17 protein-coding genes are annotated in these 18,147 nt (G+C 72.0%); 5 read left to right on the forward strand and 12 right to left on the reverse strand.

All coding sequences use genetic code 11. The annotated features are described in order from the left end of the window. Positions 1 to 238 precede the first annotated feature (238 nt). The 5 genes from AC6I72_RS16160 to AC6I72_RS16180 form a co-directional block, all read right to left on the reverse strand. Positions 239 to 1,165, reverse strand: a complete 927-nt coding sequence (locus AC6I72_RS16160) for a Cof-type HAD-IIB family hydrolase (protein WP_498001541.1) — start codon at positions 1,163 to 1,165, stop codon at positions 239 to 241. 49 nt (positions 1,166 to 1,214) lie between these two features. Beyond that, positions 1,215 to 2,117, reverse strand: coding sequence for an LLM class flavin-dependent oxidoreductase (locus AC6I72_RS16165; RefSeq protein ID WP_498001543.1), 903 nt, complete (start codon positions 2,115 to 2,117; stop codon positions 1,215 to 1,217). A 42-nt stretch (positions 2,118 to 2,159) separates the two neighbouring features. Further along, a complete protein-coding gene (locus AC6I72_RS16170; RefSeq protein WP_498001544.1) occupies positions 2,160 to 2,621 on the reverse strand; it encodes a hypothetical protein in 462 nt (153 codons plus the stop codon). Between the two features lie 10 nt (positions 2,622 to 2,631). Continuing rightward, the gene (locus AC6I72_RS16175; RefSeq protein ID WP_498001545.1) at positions 2,632 to 3,180 is read right to left on the reverse strand and encodes an RNA 2'-phosphotransferase; all 549 of its coding nucleotides are present in this window, start codon (positions 3,178 to 3,180) and stop codon (positions 2,632 to 2,634) included. A 204-nt stretch (positions 3,181 to 3,384) separates the two neighbouring features. Next, positions 3,385 to 5,154, reverse strand: a complete 1,770-nt coding sequence (locus tag AC6I72_RS16180; protein ID WP_498001546.1) for an SDR family oxidoreductase — start codon at positions 5,152 to 5,154, stop codon at positions 3,385 to 3,387. A 266-nt stretch (positions 5,155 to 5,420) separates the two neighbouring features. Between AC6I72_RS16180 and AC6I72_RS16185 the strand changes: the two genes are divergently transcribed. From AC6I72_RS16185 to AC6I72_RS16205, 5 genes are all read left to right on the forward strand, one after another. Then, on the forward strand, positions 5,421 to 6,395 hold the full coding sequence (locus AC6I72_RS16185; protein WP_498004709.1) for an ABC transporter ATP-binding protein: 975 nt from the start codon (positions 5,421 to 5,423) through the stop codon (positions 6,393 to 6,395). Continuing rightward, the gene (locus AC6I72_RS16190) at positions 6,385 to 7,302 is read left to right on the forward strand and encodes an ABC transporter permease (RefSeq protein ID WP_037856319.1); all 918 of its coding nucleotides are present in this window, start codon (positions 6,385 to 6,387) and stop codon (positions 7,300 to 7,302) included. The genes AC6I72_RS16185 and AC6I72_RS16190 overlap by 11 nt, the downstream gene beginning before the upstream one ends. Further along, on the forward strand, positions 7,299 to 8,210 hold the full coding sequence (locus AC6I72_RS16195; protein WP_366727721.1) for an ABC transporter ATP-binding protein: 912 nt from the start codon (positions 7,299 to 7,301) through the stop codon (positions 8,208 to 8,210). The genes AC6I72_RS16190 and AC6I72_RS16195 overlap by 4 nt, the downstream gene beginning before the upstream one ends. A gap of 9 nt (positions 8,211 to 8,219) precedes the next feature. After that, the gene (locus AC6I72_RS16200) at positions 8,220 to 8,939 is read left to right on the forward strand and encodes an ABC transporter permease subunit (protein WP_037856324.1); all 720 of its coding nucleotides are present in this window, start codon (positions 8,220 to 8,222) and stop codon (positions 8,937 to 8,939) included. Positions 8,940 to 9,045: 106 nt separating this feature from the next. Then, positions 9,046 to 9,285, forward strand: coding sequence for an SGM_3592 family protein (locus AC6I72_RS16205; protein WP_498001547.1), 240 nt, complete (start codon positions 9,046 to 9,048; stop codon positions 9,283 to 9,285). Between the two features lie 698 nt (positions 9,286 to 9,983). On the opposite strand, the gene AC6I72_RS16210 is transcribed toward AC6I72_RS16205, so the two are convergent. From AC6I72_RS16210 to AC6I72_RS16240, 7 genes are all read right to left on the reverse strand, one after another. Beyond that, complete coding sequence (locus tag AC6I72_RS16210) at positions 9,984 to 10,820, reverse strand: HAD family hydrolase (RefSeq protein WP_498001548.1); 837 nt, start codon at positions 10,818 to 10,820, stop codon at positions 9,984 to 9,986. Next, positions 10,817 to 12,094, reverse strand: coding sequence for a serine--tRNA ligase (serS, locus tag AC6I72_RS16215; protein WP_366727717.1), 1,278 nt, complete (start codon positions 12,092 to 12,094; stop codon positions 10,817 to 10,819). The genes AC6I72_RS16210 and serS overlap by 4 nt, the downstream gene beginning before the upstream one ends. Before the next feature lie 552 nt (positions 12,095 to 12,646). Continuing rightward, on the reverse strand, positions 12,647 to 13,579 hold the full coding sequence (gene pheA / locus AC6I72_RS16220) for a prephenate dehydratase (protein WP_498001549.1): 933 nt from the start codon (positions 13,577 to 13,579) through the stop codon (positions 12,647 to 12,649). A gap of 95 nt (positions 13,580 to 13,674) precedes the next feature. Further along, positions 13,675 to 14,973 (reverse strand): iron uptake transporter deferrochelatase/peroxidase subunit, encoded by a 1,299-nt coding sequence (efeB, locus tag AC6I72_RS16225; protein WP_498001550.1) that lies wholly within the window; start codon positions 14,971 to 14,973, stop codon positions 13,675 to 13,677. A gap of 6 nt (positions 14,974 to 14,979) precedes the next feature. Further along, positions 14,980 to 16,938, reverse strand: coding sequence for a copper resistance CopC/CopD family protein (locus tag AC6I72_RS16230; protein WP_498001551.1), 1,959 nt, complete (start codon positions 16,936 to 16,938; stop codon positions 14,980 to 14,982). Between the two features lie 13 nt (positions 16,939 to 16,951). After that, on the reverse strand, positions 16,952 to 17,413 hold the full coding sequence (locus tag AC6I72_RS16235; RefSeq protein WP_498001553.1) for a copper chaperone PCu(A)C: 462 nt from the start codon (positions 17,411 to 17,413) through the stop codon (positions 16,952 to 16,954). 14 nt (positions 17,414 to 17,427) lie between these two features. After that, positions 17,428 to 18,078 carry an SCO family protein gene (locus AC6I72_RS16240; RefSeq protein WP_498001555.1) on the reverse strand — a complete coding sequence of 217 codons (651 nt, stop codon included), beginning with the start codon at positions 18,076 to 18,078 and terminating at the stop codon, positions 17,428 to 17,430. Positions 18,079 to 18,147: the final 69 nt, after the last annotated feature.

Here is an 18,147-nt window from a genome sequence, read left to right on the forward strand (position 1 = left end):
ATCCGGACCAGGGTGCGGTGCCGGGCACGCGAGCCCGGCATGCTCCCGCACGAACGGGCCTGGGCTGTCCGAGCCGGTCAGGGCACGTGGGGCGCGTCAGGCACCTCGGGGCAGGCAAGGCCGCTGGGACACGCCGAGTTCCGGGCCGTTCCGGTCCGCGCCGCGGACAGCCCGGTGCCCGTCGACACGGCGTCACTGCGGAACCGCGCTGCCCCGGCGGGTCAGGCGTGCGCCGCCGTCACCGCCGCTGCTCGAGGATCCGTTCGATCACGAGCGCCACGCCGTCCTCGTTGTTGGCCGCTGTCCGGCCGGTCGCCGCGGCGACGGCGTCCGGGTGCGCGTTGCCCATGGCGTAGGACTGGCCGGCCCAGGTGAGCATCTCGATGTCGTTGGGCATGTCGCCGAAGGCGACGACCTCCTCGTGCGAGATGCCGCGTTCGGCGCAGCACAGCGCGAGCGTGCTGGCCTTGGAGACGCCCGGGCCGCTGATCTCCAGCAGGGCGCTGGGGCTGGAGCGGGTGATGGTGGCGCGTTCCTCGACGGCGAGGCGGGCCACGGTGAGGAAGCCGTCGGCATCCATCGTGGGGTGGGCGGCGAGGATCTTGAGGATCGGCTGTCCGGCGGCCGCGCCTCCTGGGGCCAGGAGGTCCTCCACGGGCGCCAGCGTGTCCGGTGCCTCCATGAGCAGCTTCGGATAGTCCGGCTCCTGGTGGAACCCGTACGTCTGCTCGATCGCGTACGCCGTCCCGGGCGCCGCCTCGCGCAGCAGCCGTACGGTGTCCAGAGCGTTCTCCAGGGCGAGGTCGCGCACCTTCACGAACCGGTGGGCGCCGGGCCCGCCGTGCAGGTCGACGACGGCCGCTCCGTTGCCGCAGATCGCGAGGCCGTGACCGTGCACGTGGTCACTGACGACGTCCATCCAGCGGGCGGGCCGGCCGGTGACGAAGAAGACCTCGATGCCTGCCTCCTCGGCGGCGGCGAGGGCGGCGACCGTGCGCGCGGAGACCGACTTGTCGTCGTGCAGCAACGTTCCGTCAAGATCGGTGGCGATCAGCCGCGGCGGGACGGCGGGCGCGCCTTTCTGGGCGAGCGAGGTCGTGAGCTGGGAAGAGGCCGGGGGCTCGGGCTGTCGCGTCGCTGAGGTCACCGGCTCATTGTCCCGCATATGCCCGCACGCCCGTGCGGGACTGCGCACATCTGAGACGTCGCCTCCGTCACGCCAGCTGGGCGGGGGCTTCCATGGCGATCCGTTCGAACACCTTCTCGTCCGCCGCGAAGTCCGAGCCGGCGATCGGCCAGTGGATCACGATCTCGGTGAAGCCCAGGTCCCGGTGACGGCCCGCGAAGTCGACGAAGGCGCCGACGGACTCCAGGGGCTGTCCGCGGTCGGGCGTGAACCCGGTGAGCAGGATCTTGTCGAGCGTGCGGACGTCCCGGCCGATCGCCTCGCACGCGGCACCGAGCTTCTCGACCTGGCCGCGCAGGGCCTGGACGGACTGTTCCGGCGTGCCGTTCTCGAACAGTTCGGGGGCGCCGGTGGTCACCCAGGCCTGCCCGTAGCGCGCCGCGAGCCGCAGGCCGCGCGGACCGGTGGCCGCCACGGCGAACGGCAGCCGAGGCCTTTGCACACACCCGGGGATGTTCCGTGCCTCGTGCGCCGAGTAGAACTCCCCCTCGTACGACACCGAGTCCTCGGTCAGCAGGCGGTCCAGCAGCGGTACGAACTCGGCCAGCCGGTCGGCGCGCTCCCGCGGTGTCCAGGGCTCCTGACCGAGCGCGGTGGCGTCGAAGCCGGTGCCGCCCGCGCCGACGCCCAGCGTGAGCCGGCCGCCGGAGACGTCGTCGAGCGAGATCAGTTCCTTGGCCAGAGTGACGGGGTGCCGGAAGTTCGGCGAGGTCACCAGGGTGCCCAGACGCATGCGTTCGGTCACGGTCGCGGCGGCGGTCAGCGTGGGAAGAGCACCGAACCACGGGCCGTCCCGGAAGGTGCGCCAGGACAGGTGGTCGTAGGTGTAACCGGTGTGGAAGCCGAGCTGCTCGGCACGGGTCCACGCCGAACTGCCGCCCTCGTGCCAGCGGCGGTGCGGAAGGATGACGGTGCTCAGACGCAGACTCATGAGCCCGAGCCTAAGCGGGCCCGGCCGTTTCACGTGAAACGGTCACCGCATGCGGCTGTTCAGCCACGCGGTGAGGCCGATCACCGGGACCGGCTCCTTGTACGTACGGTCGCCGGGCAGGGGAACGACCAGGCGGTAGCCGGGCGGGAAGCGCCGCGCCCTGACGAACGCCGTGCCGTCCCAGAGCGCACGGAGGAAGGCGGGGACGTCGTCGCGGGGCAGGTCGTGGAACTCCACGCCCTCCACGGTGATCAGGGCGTCCTCCTCCGGGTAGAGCCGTACGGTCGTGCGGGGCAGACCACCGAACTCGACGAAGGCTTCGTGCGGGAGTGAACCGTCCGGGTCGGTGGTGACACCGACGCCCGCTGCGGTGCGCCGCGAGGTCTGGTCGGCGCCGATGTCATCGGTCACCTCGATCTCACGCGCGTAGGCGGAGGCGAGGGCGCGGCAGGCGGCGACGGCGGCTTCGGTCGTGGCGAGACGGTGACGCATGCCGTCGATCATGCCGGACCGGTCAGCGGCCGGAAGCGAAGCGCAGGTACCGGGGCGGTACGGCTTGCGTCAGCCACACACCGTTGGCGCTGACCCGGAACACGTGCCCGTCGCGGTGCATGGCGCCGGCGTCCACCGAGAGCACGACCGGCCGGCCGCGGCGGGCCCCCACCCGGGTCGCGGTCTCCCGGTCGGCCGAGAGGTGCACGTCGTGCCGGTTCATGGGCCGCAGGCCCTCGGCGCGGATCGCCCCGAGGCTGCGGGCCACCGTCCCGTGCCAGAGGTACGGCGGCGGGGTGGCCGGCGGCAGCCCGAGGTCGACGTCGACACTGTGGCCCTGGCTCGCCCGGATGCGGTCGCCGCGGATCTCGAAGCGCCGCTTGTCGTTGGTGGCGACCACATGGTCGAGTTCCTCGCGGGTGATCCGGAAGCGGTGCGCGCTCGCCGCCGCGAGCAGGGCGTCGATCCCGGTCCAGCCGGCCTCGTCGAGCGTGAGCTCGATCCTTCCGGGCTGGTGGCGCAGGTGTCTGGAGAGGTACTTCGACACCTTCACGGTGCGTCTTTCGTCCATGCCACCAGCCTGCCGGGAGAGACGAGCCTCACGCAGAACTTTTTCGCCGGGGAGGTTTGATCCACAGCGATGTGAAGTTATCCACAGGATCAGGCAGAAATCTGTGGACAACCGAAGGTGCCGTGGCGGCTTCCGCCCGGGACAGTCGCCACGTCGGCCGGGACGGCCGCCGTTTCCGTCCGGGACGGCCGTGGCGGGCGGCTCTCACCAGCGGGGGCGCACCCGGGCCAGCCTGCGCAGCGCCCGCGGGGCGAAGCGGGACATCGCGTGGAGCAGCCGGGCCTCCGGGGTCACCGGTACCACCGCGGCGTCCCGGACGACCGCGCGCAGGATCGCGTCGGCGACCTTCTCCGGGGGATAGCCGCGCAGCCCGTACAGGCGGGCCGCGCGCTTCTGGCGGCGCTTCTCCTCGGCCGCGTCGGCCCCCGCGAAGCGCGCCGTGGACGTGATGTCGGTGTCGACGAAGCCGGGACAGACCGCCGTGACCCCGATCCCCTGCCCGGCCAGCTCCGCCCGCAGGCACTCGCTGAGCATCAGCACCGCTGCCTTGGAGGTGCTGTAGGCGGGCAGCGCCCGGGAGGGCTGGTAGGCCGCCGCCGACGCGGTGTTGACGATGTGTCCGCCCTGGCCGCGCTCGGCCATCTGCTTCCCGAAGAGCCGGCAGCCGTGGATCACGCCCCACAGGTTGACGTCGAGGACCTTGCGCCAGTCCTCCGTGGTGTGGTCGAAGAACGCGCCGGACAGGCCGATGCCCGCGTTGTTCACCAGTACGTCCACCACGCCGTACTCGGCGGCGACCCGCTCGGCCAGCTTCTCCATCGCCCGCTCGTCACTGACGTCGGCGGTCTCCGCCCAGGCCTCCCGCGCACCCAGCGGCCGGGCGAGTTCGGCCGTGCGCGCCGCGGCCCCGGCGTCCCGGTCCACGGCCACCACGCGAGCCCCGGTCGCGGCGAAGGCGAGCGCGGTGGCCCGTCCGATGCCGCTGCCCGCGCCGGTGACCAGGACCAGCTGGCCGGCGAACCGGTCGGCGTACGGTCCGGTGGCGGCGGGCGAGGGCCGCCCGGCCCCGGCGCCGGTCACGAAGTCGGCGATCCAGTCGGCCAGCCGGTCGGGCCGGGTGCGGGGGACCCAGTGCTGTGCCGGAAGGGTCCGGCGCACCAGACGCGGGACCCACTGCTCCAGATCGTCGTACAGCCGTTCGGAGAGGAAGGCGTCGTTCACCGGGGTGATGAGCTGCACGGGGACGTGGGCCCGGGCGTCCGTCCGCGGCCTGCGCAGGCGCGCCCGTACGTTGTCGCGGTACAGCCACGCGCCGTGCGCCGCGTCCTGCGGCAGCGAGGCGGTCGGGTAGTCGCCGGCGGGAACCTTCTCCACGCGCTGCAGGATCTTCGGCCAGCGTCTGCCGAGGGGGCCGCGCCAGGCGAGTTCGGGCAGGACGGGCGTGTGCAGCAGGTAGACGTACCAGGAACGGGCGCCCTGGCCGAGGAGCTGGCCCACCCGGCGCGGGGTGGGGCGGGCCAGGCGGGAGTTGATCCAGTGGCCGAAGTGGTCGAGGGAGGGGCCGGACAGGGAGGTGAAGGAGGCGATCCGGCCCTCGGTGCGCCGGACGGTGATGAACTCCCAGGCCTGCACCGAGCCCCAGTCGTGCCCCACCAGGTGCACCGGTGCGTCCGGACTGACCGCGTCGGCGACCGCCAGGAAGTCGTCGGTGAGCTTCTCCAGGGTGAACCCGCCGCGCAACGGCCGGGGCGCCGTGGAGCGGCCGTGGCCGCGGACGTCGTACAGCACGACGTGGAACCCGAAGCGTCCGGCGAGGCGTTCGGCCACCTCGGACCAGACCTCCTTGCTGTCCGGGTAACCGTGCACCAGGACCACCGTCGGCCTGCGCGGATCCCCCAGTTCGGCCACGCACAGCTCGACCTCGCCGGTCCGTACCCGGCGCTCCCGCGCACCCTTCAGCGGCGACACGCGCATCACCTTCCCTCCGCCAGGCGGCACACTCCCCGCGCTCGCCCTCGCCGGGGACCGGGTGCCCGTCACGTGACTCCGGCGACTGTGGCAGTTGTTAGACGGAACGTCAATAGAGTGAGGTGCGGCCTGGTAGGGCCGGGTTGTCCCGGAACATGGGCTACCCCAGGGGTGCGCCCCCTAGGGCCCCGTAATACTCAAGAGGGACTGCAAGACGGCTCTGGGGTCTGACGACTCGCGTGGCGGGCGTCACTATCGTCGAAGACGTGACTGTGATCGCGACCGAAAGCCTGAGCAAGCGGTTCCCCCGGGTGACCGCGCTTGACCGGCTCTCCGTGGACGTCGGACCCGGTGTGACCGGACTCGTCGGCGCCAACGGAGCCGGCAAGTCCACACTGATCAAGATCCTGCTGGGTCTGTCCCCCGCCACGGAGGGCCGTGCCAAGGTGCTCGGTCTCGACGTCGCCCACGAGGGCGCCGCGATCCGCGAGCGTGTCGGCTACATGCCGGAACACGACTGCCTGCCACCGGACGTCTCGGCCACCGAGTTCGTCGTCCACATGGCCCGCATGTCCGGCCTGCCGCCCACCGCCGCCCGCGAGCGCACGGCCGACACCCTGCGCCACGTCGGCCTCTACGAGGAGCGCTACCGCCCCATCGGCGGCTACTCGACCGGCATGAAGCAGCGCGTCAAGCTCGCCCAGGCCCTGGTGCACGACCCGCAGCTGGTCTTCCTCGACGAGCCGACCAACGGCCTCGACCCGGTCGGCCGCGACGACATGCTCGGCCTCATCCGCCGCATCCACACCGACTTCGGCATCTCGGTCCTGGTCACCTCCCACCTGCTGGGCGAGCTGGAACGCACCTGCGACCACGTCGTCGTGATCGACGGCGGCAAGCTCCTGCGCTCCAGCTCCACCACCGACTTCACCCAGACCACGACCACCCTCGCCGTCGAGGTCACCGACAGCGACGAACACCCGGACGGCACCCGCGCGGTCCGTGAGGCGCTCCACGCGCGCGGGGTGCAGACCGAGGACGGCACCGGGCTGCCGGGCGCGGGACACGTCCTGCTGCTCACCGCCCAGGGCGAGGAGACCTACGACCTGGTGCGGGACGTGATCGCCGACCTCGGCCTCGGCCTGGTCCGCATGGAGCAGCGCCGGCACCACATCTCGGAGGTCTTCCGGGACGACGACGAACAGCGCGAGGGACAGCGGAAGGAGGCGGCCGACCATGTCGCTTGAGCAGCCCCTGCGGAATCCGGCACCGCCCGCGGGCGACCAGACCCGCATCCACAACATCGGCTACCGCAACTACGACGGCCCCCGCCTCGGCCGCGCCTACGCCCGCCGCTCGCTGTACTCGCAGTCCCTGCGCGGCTCCTACGGCCTCGGCCGCTCGGTGAAGTCCAAAGTGCTGCCGATGCTGCTGTTCGTGGTGATGTGCGTGCCCGCGGCCATCATGGTCGCCGTCGCGGTCGCCACCAAGGCCAAGGACCTGCCCGTCGACTACACGCGCTACGCCATCATCATGCAGGGCGTCATCAGCCTGTACGTCGCCTCCCAGGCACCGCAGTCCGTCTCCCGCGACCTGCGCTTCAAGACCGTGCCGCTGTACTTCTCACGGCCCATCGAGACCGCCGACTACGTCCGCGCCAAGTACGCGGCGCTGGCCTCGGCGCTGTTCATCCTGACCGCCGCACCGCTGCTCGTCCTCTACGTGGGCGCGCTGCTGGCCAAACTCGACTTCGCCGACCAGACCAAGGGATTCGCCGAAGGACTCGTCTCCGTGGCCCTGCTCTCACTGCTCTTCGCAGGCATCGGCCTGGTCATCGCCGCCATCACCCCGCGCCGGGGCTTCGGCATCGCCGCCGTGATCGCCGTCCTGGTCATCTCCTACGGCGCGGTCTCCACGCTGGAGGCCATCGCCGACGCCCAGAACAGCACGAGCGCCATCCCCTGGATCGGCCTGTTCTCTCCGGTCACCCTCATCGACGGCATCCAGACGGCCTTCCTGGGCGCGACCTCCGCCGCCCCCGGCGCCGTCGGCCCCGGCAGCGGTCAGGGCGTCGTCTACGTCCTGGTCGTCCTCGGCCTCATCGCCGGCGCCTACGGCCTCCTGCTGCGCCGCTACAAGAAGGTGGGACTGTGACCACGCTCAGCATCGACCACGTCTCCCGCTGGTTCGGCAACGTGGTCGCCGTCAACGACATCACCATGACGATCGGCCCCGGCGTCACCGGCCTGCTCGGCCCCAACGGTGCCGGCAAGTCCACGCTGATCAACATGATGGGCGGATTCCTCGCCCCCTCCACCGGCACCGTCACCCTGGACGGCCGGCCCGTGTGGCGCAACGAGGAGATCTACCGGCACATCGGCGTCGTCCCCGAGCGCGAGGCGATGTACGACTTCCTCACCGGCCGCGACTTCGTCGTCGCCAACGCCGAACTGCACGGCCTGGGCGCCAAGGCGGCACAGAAGGCGCTGGCCACGGTCGAGATGGAGTACGCGCAGGACCGCAAGATCTCCACGTACTCCAAGGGCATGCGGCAGCGCGTGAAGATGGCCAGCGCCCTGGTGCACGACCCCTCGCTGCTCCTGCTGGACGAGCCGTTCAACGGCATGGACCCGCGCCAGCGCATGCAGCTGATGGACCTGCTGCGGCGCATGGGCGACGAGGGCCGCACGGTGCTCTTCTCCTCCCACATCCTGGAGGAGGTCGAGCAGCTCGCCTGGCACATCGAGGTCATCGTCGCCGGGCGGCACGCGGCCAGCGGTGACTTCCGCAAGATCCGCCGCCTGATGACCGACCGCCCGCACCGCTACCTGGTGCGCTCCAGTGACGACCGCGCCCTCGCGGCGGCACTGATCGCGGACCCGTCGACCTCCGGCATCGAGGTGGACCTCGCCGAAGGAGCGCTGCGCATCCAGGCCGTCGACTTCGGACGCTTCACCACCCTGCTGCCGCGGGTGGCCCGGGACCACGGCATCCGGCTGCACACGGTCTCGCCGTCCGACGAGTCCCTCGAGTCCGTCTTCTCGTATCTGGTCGCGGCGTAGGAGGCCGAAATGTACGACCCCACAGTCGCCCGGCTCACCTACCGAGCCCTGCTCGGCCGCCGCCGGGCCCTCATCCTCGGGGCGCTGCCCCTGCTGCTGATCGTCATCGCGGTCGTCGTGCGCGCCCTCACCGGCGCCGACGACCAGACCGCGGTCAACGTCCTCGGCGGCTTCGCACTCGCCACCATGGTGCCGATCATCGGCGTCATCGCCGGGACAGGTGCGATCGGTCCGGAGATCGACGACGGCTCGGTGGTGTACCTGCTGTCCAAACCGCTGAAGCGGCCGGTCATCATCTTCACCAAGCTGATCGTGGCGATCGCCGTGACCATGGTGTTCTCGGCGGTCCCGACACTGATCGCCGGACTGATCCTCAACGGCAACGGCCAGCAGATCGCGGTGGCCTACACCGTGGCCGCCCTGGTCGCCTCCATCGCCTACGCCGCCCTGTTCCTCCTGCTGGGCACGGTCTCCCGGCACGCTGTGGTCTTCGGCCTGGTGTACGCGCTCGTCTGGGAGGCGCTGTTCGGCTCCCTGGTGCCCGGTGCGCGCACGCTGAGCATCCAGCAGTGGGCCCTGGCGGTCGCGCACAAGGTCGCCGGCGGAGACCTGGTGACCTCCGAGGTGGGCCTGACGACGGCGACGGTCCTGCTGGTCCTGGTGACCGTGCTGGCCACCTGGTACGCCGGGCAGAAACTGCGGTCCCTGACCCTCGCCGGCGAGGAGTGAGACACGGGCGGGCCCCGCGGTCCGGCGGGCCCGCTCGTCCTTGACGGAGGCTTCACCGCCGTACGCACACACTGGGCACAGCGGACGGAAGACCAGGAGGACGCAGATGACCGGCGAGACTCCCCGGGGCGAGGACCGGCGCACGAGCGGGGACGGGTGGGACGACGTCGTCCTCGACACCGACTTCGTACGGGCCGCCGAGGCCACCGAGCCCTCGGCCCGGGCCCGGATGCTCGCCGCCCGCTGGCGCGGCCAGGCTCCCGAACCGCAGCCGTGGCGCTCCGACGAGCCGCCGGCGGGGTGGTTCTTCAGCAAGGTGCGCCGCCGCAGGTGGCGACGCCGCTGACAGGCCGGGTCAGCCTGCGGCACCGGCCCGCACGGCCGCACCGGCCGCCGCACGGCCTGCCCTTGCGTCTACGGCCTGAATGACCTGCACGGACCGCACCGGCCTGGGCCGCCCACGAACCGCACCGGCCTGTACGGCCTGTACGGTCCGCGCCGGCGGGTACGGCCTGTACGGACCGCGCCGGCCTGCACGCACCACCGACCGCCCCGGTCGGCACGGCCTGGACTGGCCTGTACCGCCTGCATCGGCCGACTCCCGGTGCGACCGGTCGGTGCTGGCCGGAGCGGCCGACGTGGCCGGAGTGGTGGGCATGGCCGGGGCCGGGGCCAGTTCGGGGGCGGCGTGGTCGTCGCGACGGCACAGTGGTGCTGTCCGCAGCGCCGGGGGAACCGGCGCCGGGTTCTGGGAGAGGAGCGGGGCGATGCCCGTGCACGGCAGGACGCCCGGCTCCCGTCAGGGCGGCTTGCGGCGGACTCCGGCGTGACGACTCGCCCCGTAGGGCCCGCCCCGCACGGGGAGCCGCCCGGGGCGGCCGTTTCGAGCACGCGACCCGCCGTCGCGTGGGCCGCCCACCCGGAGGACTGGCCGGGTGGCGAGGCACCGGCTCGCTGAGCCGTGGGCGGGGTCGCCCCCGCGCACGTCCGATCCGTGCACCCTCCGCAGACACCGGCTCACGGCCCGGGCCGTGAGGCCGGGTCTCAGCCCAGCATCCGCTCCACCACGACCGCGATGCCGTCCTCGTCGTGGGAGGCGGTGACCTCGTCCGCGACCGCCTTCAGGTCGGCATGGGCATTGGCCATGGCCACGCCGCGGGCGGCCCAGGCGAACATCGGGATGTCGTTGGGCATGTCACCGAAGGCGAGCGTGTCCGCCGCCTTCAGACCCAGTCGCCGCGCGGCCAGGGACAGTCCCGTCGCCTTGGACAGGCCGAGCGGGAGAAGCTCCACTATGCCCTGACCGGCCATGGTGACCGAGACGAAACCGCCCGCGATCCGCAGGGCGGCCTCGGCCAGTTCGTCGTCGGACAGGGCCGGGTGCTGGATGTAGATCTTGTTGAGCGGGGCGCTCCACAGGTCCGAGGCGTCCGTGAGCGGCGTGCCGGGCAGGGAGCCCGTCAGGGCGTAACCGGGCCCCACCAGCACCTCGCCGTCCAGGCCGTCCCGGCTCGCCGCGAGGTACAGCGGGCCGACCTCGGCCTCGATCTTGGCCAGGGCGACTTTGGCCAGCTGCCGGTCCAGGGTCACCGAGGTCAGCAGGCGCCGCTCCCCTGCGTCGTAGACCTGGGCACCCTGACCGCAGACCGCGAGGCCGCTGTAGCCGAGGTCGTCGAGGATGTGCCGCGTCCAGGGGACCGCGCGGCCGGTGACGACGATGTGCGCGGCACCGGCCGCCGCAGCCGCTGCCAGTGCCTCACGGGTGCGCGGCGAGACCGAGTCGTCCGAGCGCAGCAGCGTCCCGTCCAGGTCGGTCGCGATCAGCCGGTAGGGCAGGGCGCCGGAGGTCTCGCCGACGCCCTGGGAGACGGCGGCGGTCACTTGGCCAGCGGCTCCAGGACCTCCCGGCCGCCGAGGTAGGGACGCAGCACCTCGGGCACGCGCACGGAACCGTCGGCCTGCTGGTGGTTCTCCAGGATGGCGACGATGGTGCGCGGCACGGCGCACAGGGTGCCGTTGAGGGTGGCGAGCGGCTTGACCTGCTTGCCGTCGCGGACGCGGATCGACAGGCGCCGCGACTGGAACTCGGTGCAGTCCGAGGTCGAGGTCAGCTCGCGGTACTTGCCCTGGGTCGGGATCCACGCCTCACAGTCGAACTTGCGTGCGGCGGAGGCGCCCAGGTCGGCCGAGGCGACGTCGATCACGCGGAACGGCAGCTCCAGCGACGTCAGCCACTGCTTCTCCCACTCCAGCAGCCGCTGGTGCTCGGCCTGCGAGTCCTCCGGGGCGACGTAGGAGAACATCTCGACCTTGTCGAACTGGTGCACGCGGAAGATGCCGCGGGTGTCCTTGCCGTGCGAGCCGGCCTCGCGGCGGAAGCACGGCGAGAAGCCCGCGTAGCGCAGCGGCAGCCGCTCGGCGTCGATGATCTCGTCCATGTGGTAGGCCGCCAGCGGCACCTCGGACGTGCCGACCAGGTAGAGGTCGTCCTTGTCGAGGTGGTAGACGTCCTGGGCGGCCTGGCCGAGGAATCCGGTGCCCGCCATGGACTGCGGGCGCACCAGCGCCGGGGTGAGCATCGGGGTGAAGCCGGCCGCGGTGGCCTGGCTGATCGCCGCGTTCACCAGGGCCAGTTCCAGCAGGGCGCCGACACCGGTGAGGAAGTAGAAGCGCGAGCCGGAGACCTTCGCGCCGCGCTCCACGTCGATCGCGCCGAGGAGCTGGCCCAGCTCCAGGTGGTCCTTGGGGTCGAAGCCCTCGGCGGCGAAGTCGCGGATCGTGCCGTGCGTCTCCAGCGTGACGAAGTCCTCCTCGCCGCCGACGGGCACGTCGGGGTGGACGAGGTTGCCGAGGCGGAGCAGCAGTTCCTGGGTCTCCGCGTCGGCGGCGTCGCGTTCCGCGTCGGCCGTCTTGACGTCGGCGGCGAGCTGGCTCGCCTTCTTCAGCAGCTCGGCCTTCTCGTCCCCGGAGGCCTTGGGGATGAGCTTGCCCAGCGCCTTCTGCTCGGCGCGCAGCTCGTCGAAGCGGACGCCGGACGACCTGCGCCGCTCGTCGGCAGACAGGAGGGAGTCGACGAGCGCGACGTCCTCTCCACGGGCACGCTGCGAGGCGCGCGCACGGTCAGGGTCCTCACGGAGCAGACGAAGGTCAATCACGTGCTCAAGGCTACCGGTGCGGCGTTCGGGCTCACGACCCAGTATTCCGGACCGCACCGCTGCATGGCCGTACCCACCGTCATGGAGGAATTGCGCGTTGTGTCAATGGAGGGTGTCCCGGCTCCCTGGGAGGGTGCGGGCGGTGACGGTCCTGTTGACTGGATCGCCTTGTGTGCAGGGGGACTTGAGAGGTGGGTTGTCCACAGGAATCCCCACCTCGCGGTGAGTTATCCACAGGCTGTGCGCAACTTCTGTGGACTCCGGAATTGATCACTCCAGAAGTGCCGGCCGCCGGAAGAATTCCCGGATCGAACCGGCCCGACACCCACTTTCGGGTGGAAAGGGGTCGCCCCAAAAGATGAACCAAAGGAAACGAGTGGACGAAGGGTGACCTGCGGGCTGATGGGCCAAGTTGGGGGATGTAGGGCGATTTGTCGACCGAGTCCCCCTTCGGTGTCGACTTGTCCCCAGGTCGAGAAGAGGACCTGTGGATAACTTCTGTGGACAATGAAGATCTGCAGGTAGGACCGGTCACACACGGTCGGAGAGTGACTAGAAACGGCCGTCCTGGCAGCGCGCCACCCAGTCCGCCGCGGCCGCGAACTCCTCGTCCGAGGTCCCGGCGAGCGGCGGCCGCAGGGCCTGCGCGCCGACGTCCGCGCGCGGGTACGAACCCAGGAAGCGCACCTGCAGGCAGATCCGCTTCAGGCCCATCAGGGCCTCGGCCATCCGGCGGTCGGTGATGTGCCCCTCGGCGTCGACGCAGAAGCAGTAGTTGCCGATGCCCGCGCCCGTCGGCCGGGACTGGAGCAGCATGAGGTTGATCCCCCGGCCGGCGAACTCGCCCAGCAGGTCGCGCAGGCCGCCGGGGTGGTCGTCACGCTGCCACAGCACCACGGACGTCTTGTCCGCGCCGCTCGGGGCGGCGGGCCGTGCGGGGCGGCCGACGAGGACGAACCGGGTCTGCGCGTTCTCCGCGTCGTGGATGCCGCTCTCCAGGGCCTCCAGTCCGTAGCGTGCCGCCGCGAACTCACCGGCGAAGGCCGCGTCGTAGCGGCCCTCCTGGACCAGTCGGGCCCCGTCGGCGTTCGAGGCGGCCGATTCCCACCGGACGTGGGGGAGATGCGTCTTCAGCCAGTTGCGCACCTGGGGCTGGGCGGCCGGATGGGCGGTGACCGTCTTGATGCCGGCGAGCGGGGTGCCGGGCCTGGCCAGCAGCGCGAAGGTGATCGGCAGGAGCACCTCGCGGTAGATCACCAGGGGCCGGCCCGCGACCAGTTCGTCGAGCGTGGTGGTGATGCCGCCCTCGACGGAGTTCTCGATCGGTACGAAAGCGGCCTCGGCCTCGCCGTCGCGGACCGCGTCCAGTGCGGACTGCACGGACACGTAGGGGACCAGTTCCCTGGTGGCCGCCTCGGGGAGGGTGCGCAGCGCCACTTCGGTGAAGGTGCCCTCGGGGCCGAGATAGGCGTAGCTCGCTGACATGTCCTCAACCCTAGGCCCTTCGGTCCGGGGCGGGCCGGGCGCGCGGGCCCGGGCCCGGGTGCGCCGTCACCCGGGTGCGGCGCCGCACCCGGGGCTCATCCCTCCAGCAGCCGCTGCCCGACGTACTCGCCCTTGCCCGCGCCGCCCGGCACGGCGAACAGGCCGCTCGCCTCGTGCCGGATGAACTGCGACAGCGCGTCGCCGCGGTCCAGCTTGCGCTGCACCGGCACGAAGCCCCGCAGCGGGTCCGCCTGCCAGCAGATGAACAGCAGGCCCGCGTCCGGTGTGCCGTCCGCGGCGAAGCCGTCGTGGTAGGAGAAGGGGCGGCGGAGCATGGCCGCGCCCCCGTTCTGGTCGGGGCGCGTGATGCGGGCGTGGGCGTTCACCGGGACGACGTAGGAACCGTCCTTGCCGGTCTTCTCCAGGTCCATGGCGGTCGTCTCGGCGCCTCCGCTGAGCGGTGCACCGTCGGACTTGCGGCGTCCGATGACGTTCTCCTGCTGGGTGAGGGGCAGTTTCTCCCAGTCGTCCAGGAGCATGCGGATACGGCGTACGACGGCGTAGGAGCCGTTCGCCATCCAGGCGGGCCGGCTGTCGGCGGGGACGAAGACGCGCTGGTCGAAGTCGGCGTCGTGCGGTTTCGGGTTGTTGGTGCCGTCGACCTGGCCCATCAGGTTGCGGGCCGTCATCGGGTGCGCGGTGGCGCCCGGGGAACGGTTGAAGCCGTTCATCTGCCAGCGCACGCGGGCCGCGGCGCCCGCGTCCTTCTGGACGGCGCGCAGGGCGTGGAAGGCGACCAGGGCGTCGTCGGCGCCGATCTGCACCCACAGGTCGCCGTTGCTGCGGGCCCTGTCGAGCCGGTCGGAGGAGAAGTCGGGCAGGGGGTCGAGGGCTGCGGGCCGCTGCTTCTGGAGGCCGGTGCGGTCGAAGAACGTCCGGCCGAAGCCGAAGGTGACCGTGAGGGAGGAGGGGCCCGCGTCCCGGGCGACGTCCGTGTCGCCGTGTGCCGCGGGCTCGCCCGCCATCAGCCGTTCGGCGGTGTCCGACCACCGGCGCAGCAGTGCGGCGGCCTCCTTGCGGCCCGCGCCGGGTGCCAGGTCGAAGGCGATGAGGTGGCCGCAGGCCTGGAGGGGGTCGGTGATGCCGGGCTGATGTTTCACGTGAAACGCCGCCCGGCCCGCGCCCAGGGCGGTCAAGGGGGTGGCACCGGCGGGTGCGGAGGTGTAGCCGACGGCCGCGCCCGCCGCGCCGAGGACGAGCCCGGTGGCACCGGCCGTGCCGAGCAGCCGTCGGCGTGAGACACCGGTTGCGCCGGATGCTCCGGCCTGCCCGGCCTCGGGCCGGGCCGGCGAGGAGGCCGGCGCGGCGGCCTTCGGGGTGGACTGGTCGGTCATGGTGGGTCAGCCGATCTGCATGTTCTTGGAGACGGTCACCTGGTCGATGTCGGAGGTCCGTACGGTCACGGCGACCTTCCAGGAGCCGGCCATGGGGATCTGTACTCCGTCGGCCGCCCAGTGGCCGGTGGTGATGTGGTCGGGGGTGACGGACAGCGGCCCGATCTTCTGGGCGGTCAGGGTGAAGGCGGTCTTGATCTCGGGGACGTCGAACGCCTTCCCGTCCGGTCGCTGCACGTAGACGTGCATCTCGTTGCCGCCCACGCGTGCGGGGTCGATGTCGAGCCGGACCACGCCCTTGCCGTCCTGGCCGCCGGTGTCGAACGGCATGTCGAGGGTGACGGCCCCGGCCGACGACGAGGAGGGGGAGGACGAGGAGGCGGGGGACGACGCGGCGGCCTTGGCCTCTTCCTCCGTGCGGCCGGGCTCGGTCTGGGTCAGCACCGTGGTGACGGCGAGCAGGATGACGGCGACCGTGGCCTCCGCCATGACGGAACGGCGCAGCCCGAACCGGTTCGGGTCGGCTGTCCGCTCCCGCTTCTGCCGGGCCGCGTCCACGGCGGCCCGCTGCCGGGCCAGCTGGGCGGCGCGCCGGGCGTCGCCGTCGGCCGGGCCCGGTGCCTGCGGGGTGCCCTTCCGTGCGCCCACGGGTTCTTTCCGGGCCGGGTCCTTGGCCCGCTGCGGGCCGCGTTGCTTCCCACGGCCGGCGGTGGCGGTCGCGGCCTGGCCGGTGACCGTGCCGGCCAGCCGGCCCGTCCAGCGCCGGGAGGTCCAGGCGACGCCGACCATGAGGACGACGAGGCCGGCCTTGACGAGCAGCAACTGCCCGTAGCGGGTGCCGGTCAGCGCATGCCACGAGCCGACCTGGCGCCAGGACTGGTAGACGCCGGTGGCGACGAGGGCCGCCACGGAGCCGAAGGCGACACGGGAGAAGCGGCGTACGGCCGGGGCGTCGACGGGGGTGTCCGCCGGTGCGCGGTACAGCGCGACCAGGAGTGCGGCGAGTCCGCCGAGCCAGGCGGCCACGGCGAGCAGGTGGACGACGTCGACCGGCATCGCGATGCCGGGCTGGAGGCCGACCGAGGCGTGCTCGGCCAGGGCCCAGCTCGCCGCCAGTCCGGCGGCGACCACGACGCCGCCGATCGCGAGCCCGAACGTCAGGTCCCGTTTCTCCTCGTCCTCGCGTTTCTCGTAGGCCCCGAAGAGGACCGCGACGAAGAGTGCGGCCGCCGCGAGCAGCAGCAGCCGCGAGACGAGGGCGGCGCCCGTCTTGGTCTGGAGCACCTCGCCGAGCAGGTTCAGGTCGAAGACGTCGCCGAGTTTTCCGGAGGTGGTGTACGAGCCGCGCAGGAGGAGCAGGGCCAGGGTCGCGGCGGTGAGCGCGATCCAGCCGGACACGACGAGCCGCTGCACGGCCCGCACCCCGGCCCCGCGCTGCCAGCAGGCGAGGACGAAGGCGGCGCCGCCGGCCAGGACGATGAAGCCGGCGTAGGAGACGTAGCGCCCGACGCCGTACAGCCAGCCGACGGGTCCGCCGCCCACGTCCTGGCCGCCGGCCACGACGGAGGTCTTGGAGGGTGCTCCGATGGAGAAGGTGTAGGCGCCGGCGACGGGATGGCTGTCGGCGGAGACCACCTGGTAGGTGACGGTGTACGTGCCCTTGGCCAGCCCGCCGCGCAGTCCCAGGGTGTACGTGGTGCCGGTGGTGTCGGACGGTCGGCCGGTGTCGACCCGGCTGCCGGCCGGGTCGAGGACGCGCAGGGAGTCGTCGTTCATGGCGACCTTCTCGGAGAAGGTCAGGGAGACCCGGGCGGGTGCCTCGGCGACCACCGCCCCCTGCCGGGGGTCGCTGCCGGTCAGCGCGGCGTGCGCGGAGGCCGGTGCGGCGCCGGCCAGGAGCGCGCCGGTGACGGCCAGGAACAGCAGCACCAGGTTCCGGACGCGGGGGGCGGTGGTCTGCGTCAAGGTGGTCCCTCCCTCAGTGTCCGGTCTCGGGGCTGTACGTGGCCGCCTTCACCGGCATCTCGACCCGCAGGTCGCCGGAGTGGGCGAAGTGCAGGTCGACGGTGACCGTCTGGCCCTCGCGGGGCTTTCGCTTGAGCATGTCGAACATCAGGTGGTTGCCGCCGCTCTTGAACACGAGCCGTCCGTGGGCGGGGACGGCGAGCGGGCCCGCCTCACGCATGGTCCCGCCGACCGTCCGGTGCGCGGTGACGGAGCCGGCGGCGTCGCTGGTGACGGAGGTCAGCTCGTCCTCGGCGTCGCCCTTGTTGACGATCGTCAGGAAGCCGGCCGCCATCGAGCCGGAGACCGGCTGGGGCATGTAGGCGGCGCTGACGGACAGTTCGGCCTTCCCGCCGGACTCCGCGCCGGAGGCCGAGCCGCCGCAGCCGGTCAGCAGCACCGTGCCGGCCAGGGCCGCCGCCGTCAGCGCGGTCATAGCGGTCCGGCGCCTCACGGGTTCTCTCCCTTGACGAGCTTGGGCAGGTCCTTGGTGTAGTCGGCGACGCCGGCGTCCTCGTCGTAGACCACGTAACCGCTGTCGTTCTTCGGCGAGAAGGCGACCACCTGGGTGCCGTGCACGGAGACGAGCTTGCCGTTCTTGTCCTTCGTGGTCGGTTCGATGGTGATGCCGACGCTGCGCGCACCGGCCTGGATGGTGGCGAAGTCGCCGGTCAGGCCGATGAACCGGGGATCGATGCCGTTGAGCCACTTGCCGAGTTCGGCGGGGGTGTCACGGCCGGGGTCGGTGGTGACGAACACCACCCGCAGCTTGTCCTGCTCCGCCTTGGGCAGGGCCTTCTTGGCGACCGCGAGGTTGTTCATCGTCAGCGGGCACACGTCGGGGCAGTGGGTGTAGCCGAAGTAGAGGAGGGTGGGCCGGCCGGCGGTCTCCTTGCGGAGGTCGTACTTCTTGCCGTGCGTGTCGGTGAGCACCAGGTCGGGCTTCTCGAACGGCTGGTCGAGGACCGTCGAGGGCTTCTTCGAGGTCTCCTCGGCGACGACGGTGGCGGGGGCGGCACTGTCGTCGCCGCTGCCGCAGGCGGACAGGGTCATCGTCGCGGCGGCGAGCAGGGCGGCCGCGGCGAACGTCTTCTTGCGCATAGAAAAATGTCCCAGATGTGAGAACTCCGGCGCGCACCGGGGCCGTGGGCCTGTGCGGTGGTACGGGGG

The sequence above is a fragment of the Streptomyces sp. Xyl84 genome (assembly GCF_059731885.1).

What these genes read in the sequence shown, in the direction of transcription:
- AC6I72_RS16160 (WP_498001541.1), bottom strand. Translation starts at nt 1,165, where the DNA reads ATGCGGGACAATGAGCCGGTGACCTCAGCGACGCGACAGCCCGAGCCC.
- AC6I72_RS16165 (WP_498001543.1), bottom strand. Translation starts at nt 2,117, where the DNA reads ATGAGTCTGCGTCTGAGCACCGTCATCCTTCCGCACCGCCGCTGGCAC.
- AC6I72_RS16170 (WP_498001544.1), bottom strand. Translation starts at nt 2,621, where the DNA reads ATGATCGACGGCATGCGTCACCGTCTCGCCACGACCGAAGCCGCCGTC.
- AC6I72_RS16175 (WP_498001545.1), bottom strand. Translation starts at nt 3,180, where the DNA reads ATGGACGAAAGACGCACCGTGAAGGTGTCGAAGTACCTCTCCAGACAC.
- AC6I72_RS16180 (WP_498001546.1), bottom strand. Translation starts at nt 5,154, where the DNA reads ATGCGCGTGTCGCCGCTGAAGGGTGCGCGGGAGCGCCGGGTACGGACC.
- AC6I72_RS16190 (WP_037856319.1), top strand. Translation starts at nt 6,385, where the DNA reads ATGTCGCTTGAGCAGCCCCTGCGGAATCCGGCACCGCCCGCGGGCGAC.
- AC6I72_RS16200 (WP_037856324.1), top strand. Translation starts at nt 8,220, where the DNA reads ATGTACGACCCCACAGTCGCCCGGCTCACCTACCGAGCCCTGCTCGGC.
- AC6I72_RS16205 (WP_498001547.1), top strand. Translation starts at nt 9,046, where the DNA reads ATGACCGGCGAGACTCCCCGGGGCGAGGACCGGCGCACGAGCGGGGAC.
- pheA (WP_498001549.1), bottom strand. Translation starts at nt 13,579, where the DNA reads ATGTCAGCGAGCTACGCCTATCTCGGCCCCGAGGGCACCTTCACCGAA.
- efeB (WP_498001550.1), bottom strand. Translation starts at nt 14,973, where the DNA reads ATGACCGACCAGTCCACCCCGAAGGCCGCCGCGCCGGCCTCCTCGCCG.
- AC6I72_RS16235 (WP_498001553.1), bottom strand. Translation starts at nt 17,413, where the DNA reads ATGACCGCGCTGACGGCGGCGGCCCTGGCCGGCACGGTGCTGCTGACC.
- AC6I72_RS16240 (WP_498001555.1), bottom strand. Translation starts at nt 18,078, where the DNA reads ATGCGCAAGAAGACGTTCGCCGCGGCCGCCCTGCTCGCCGCCGCGACG.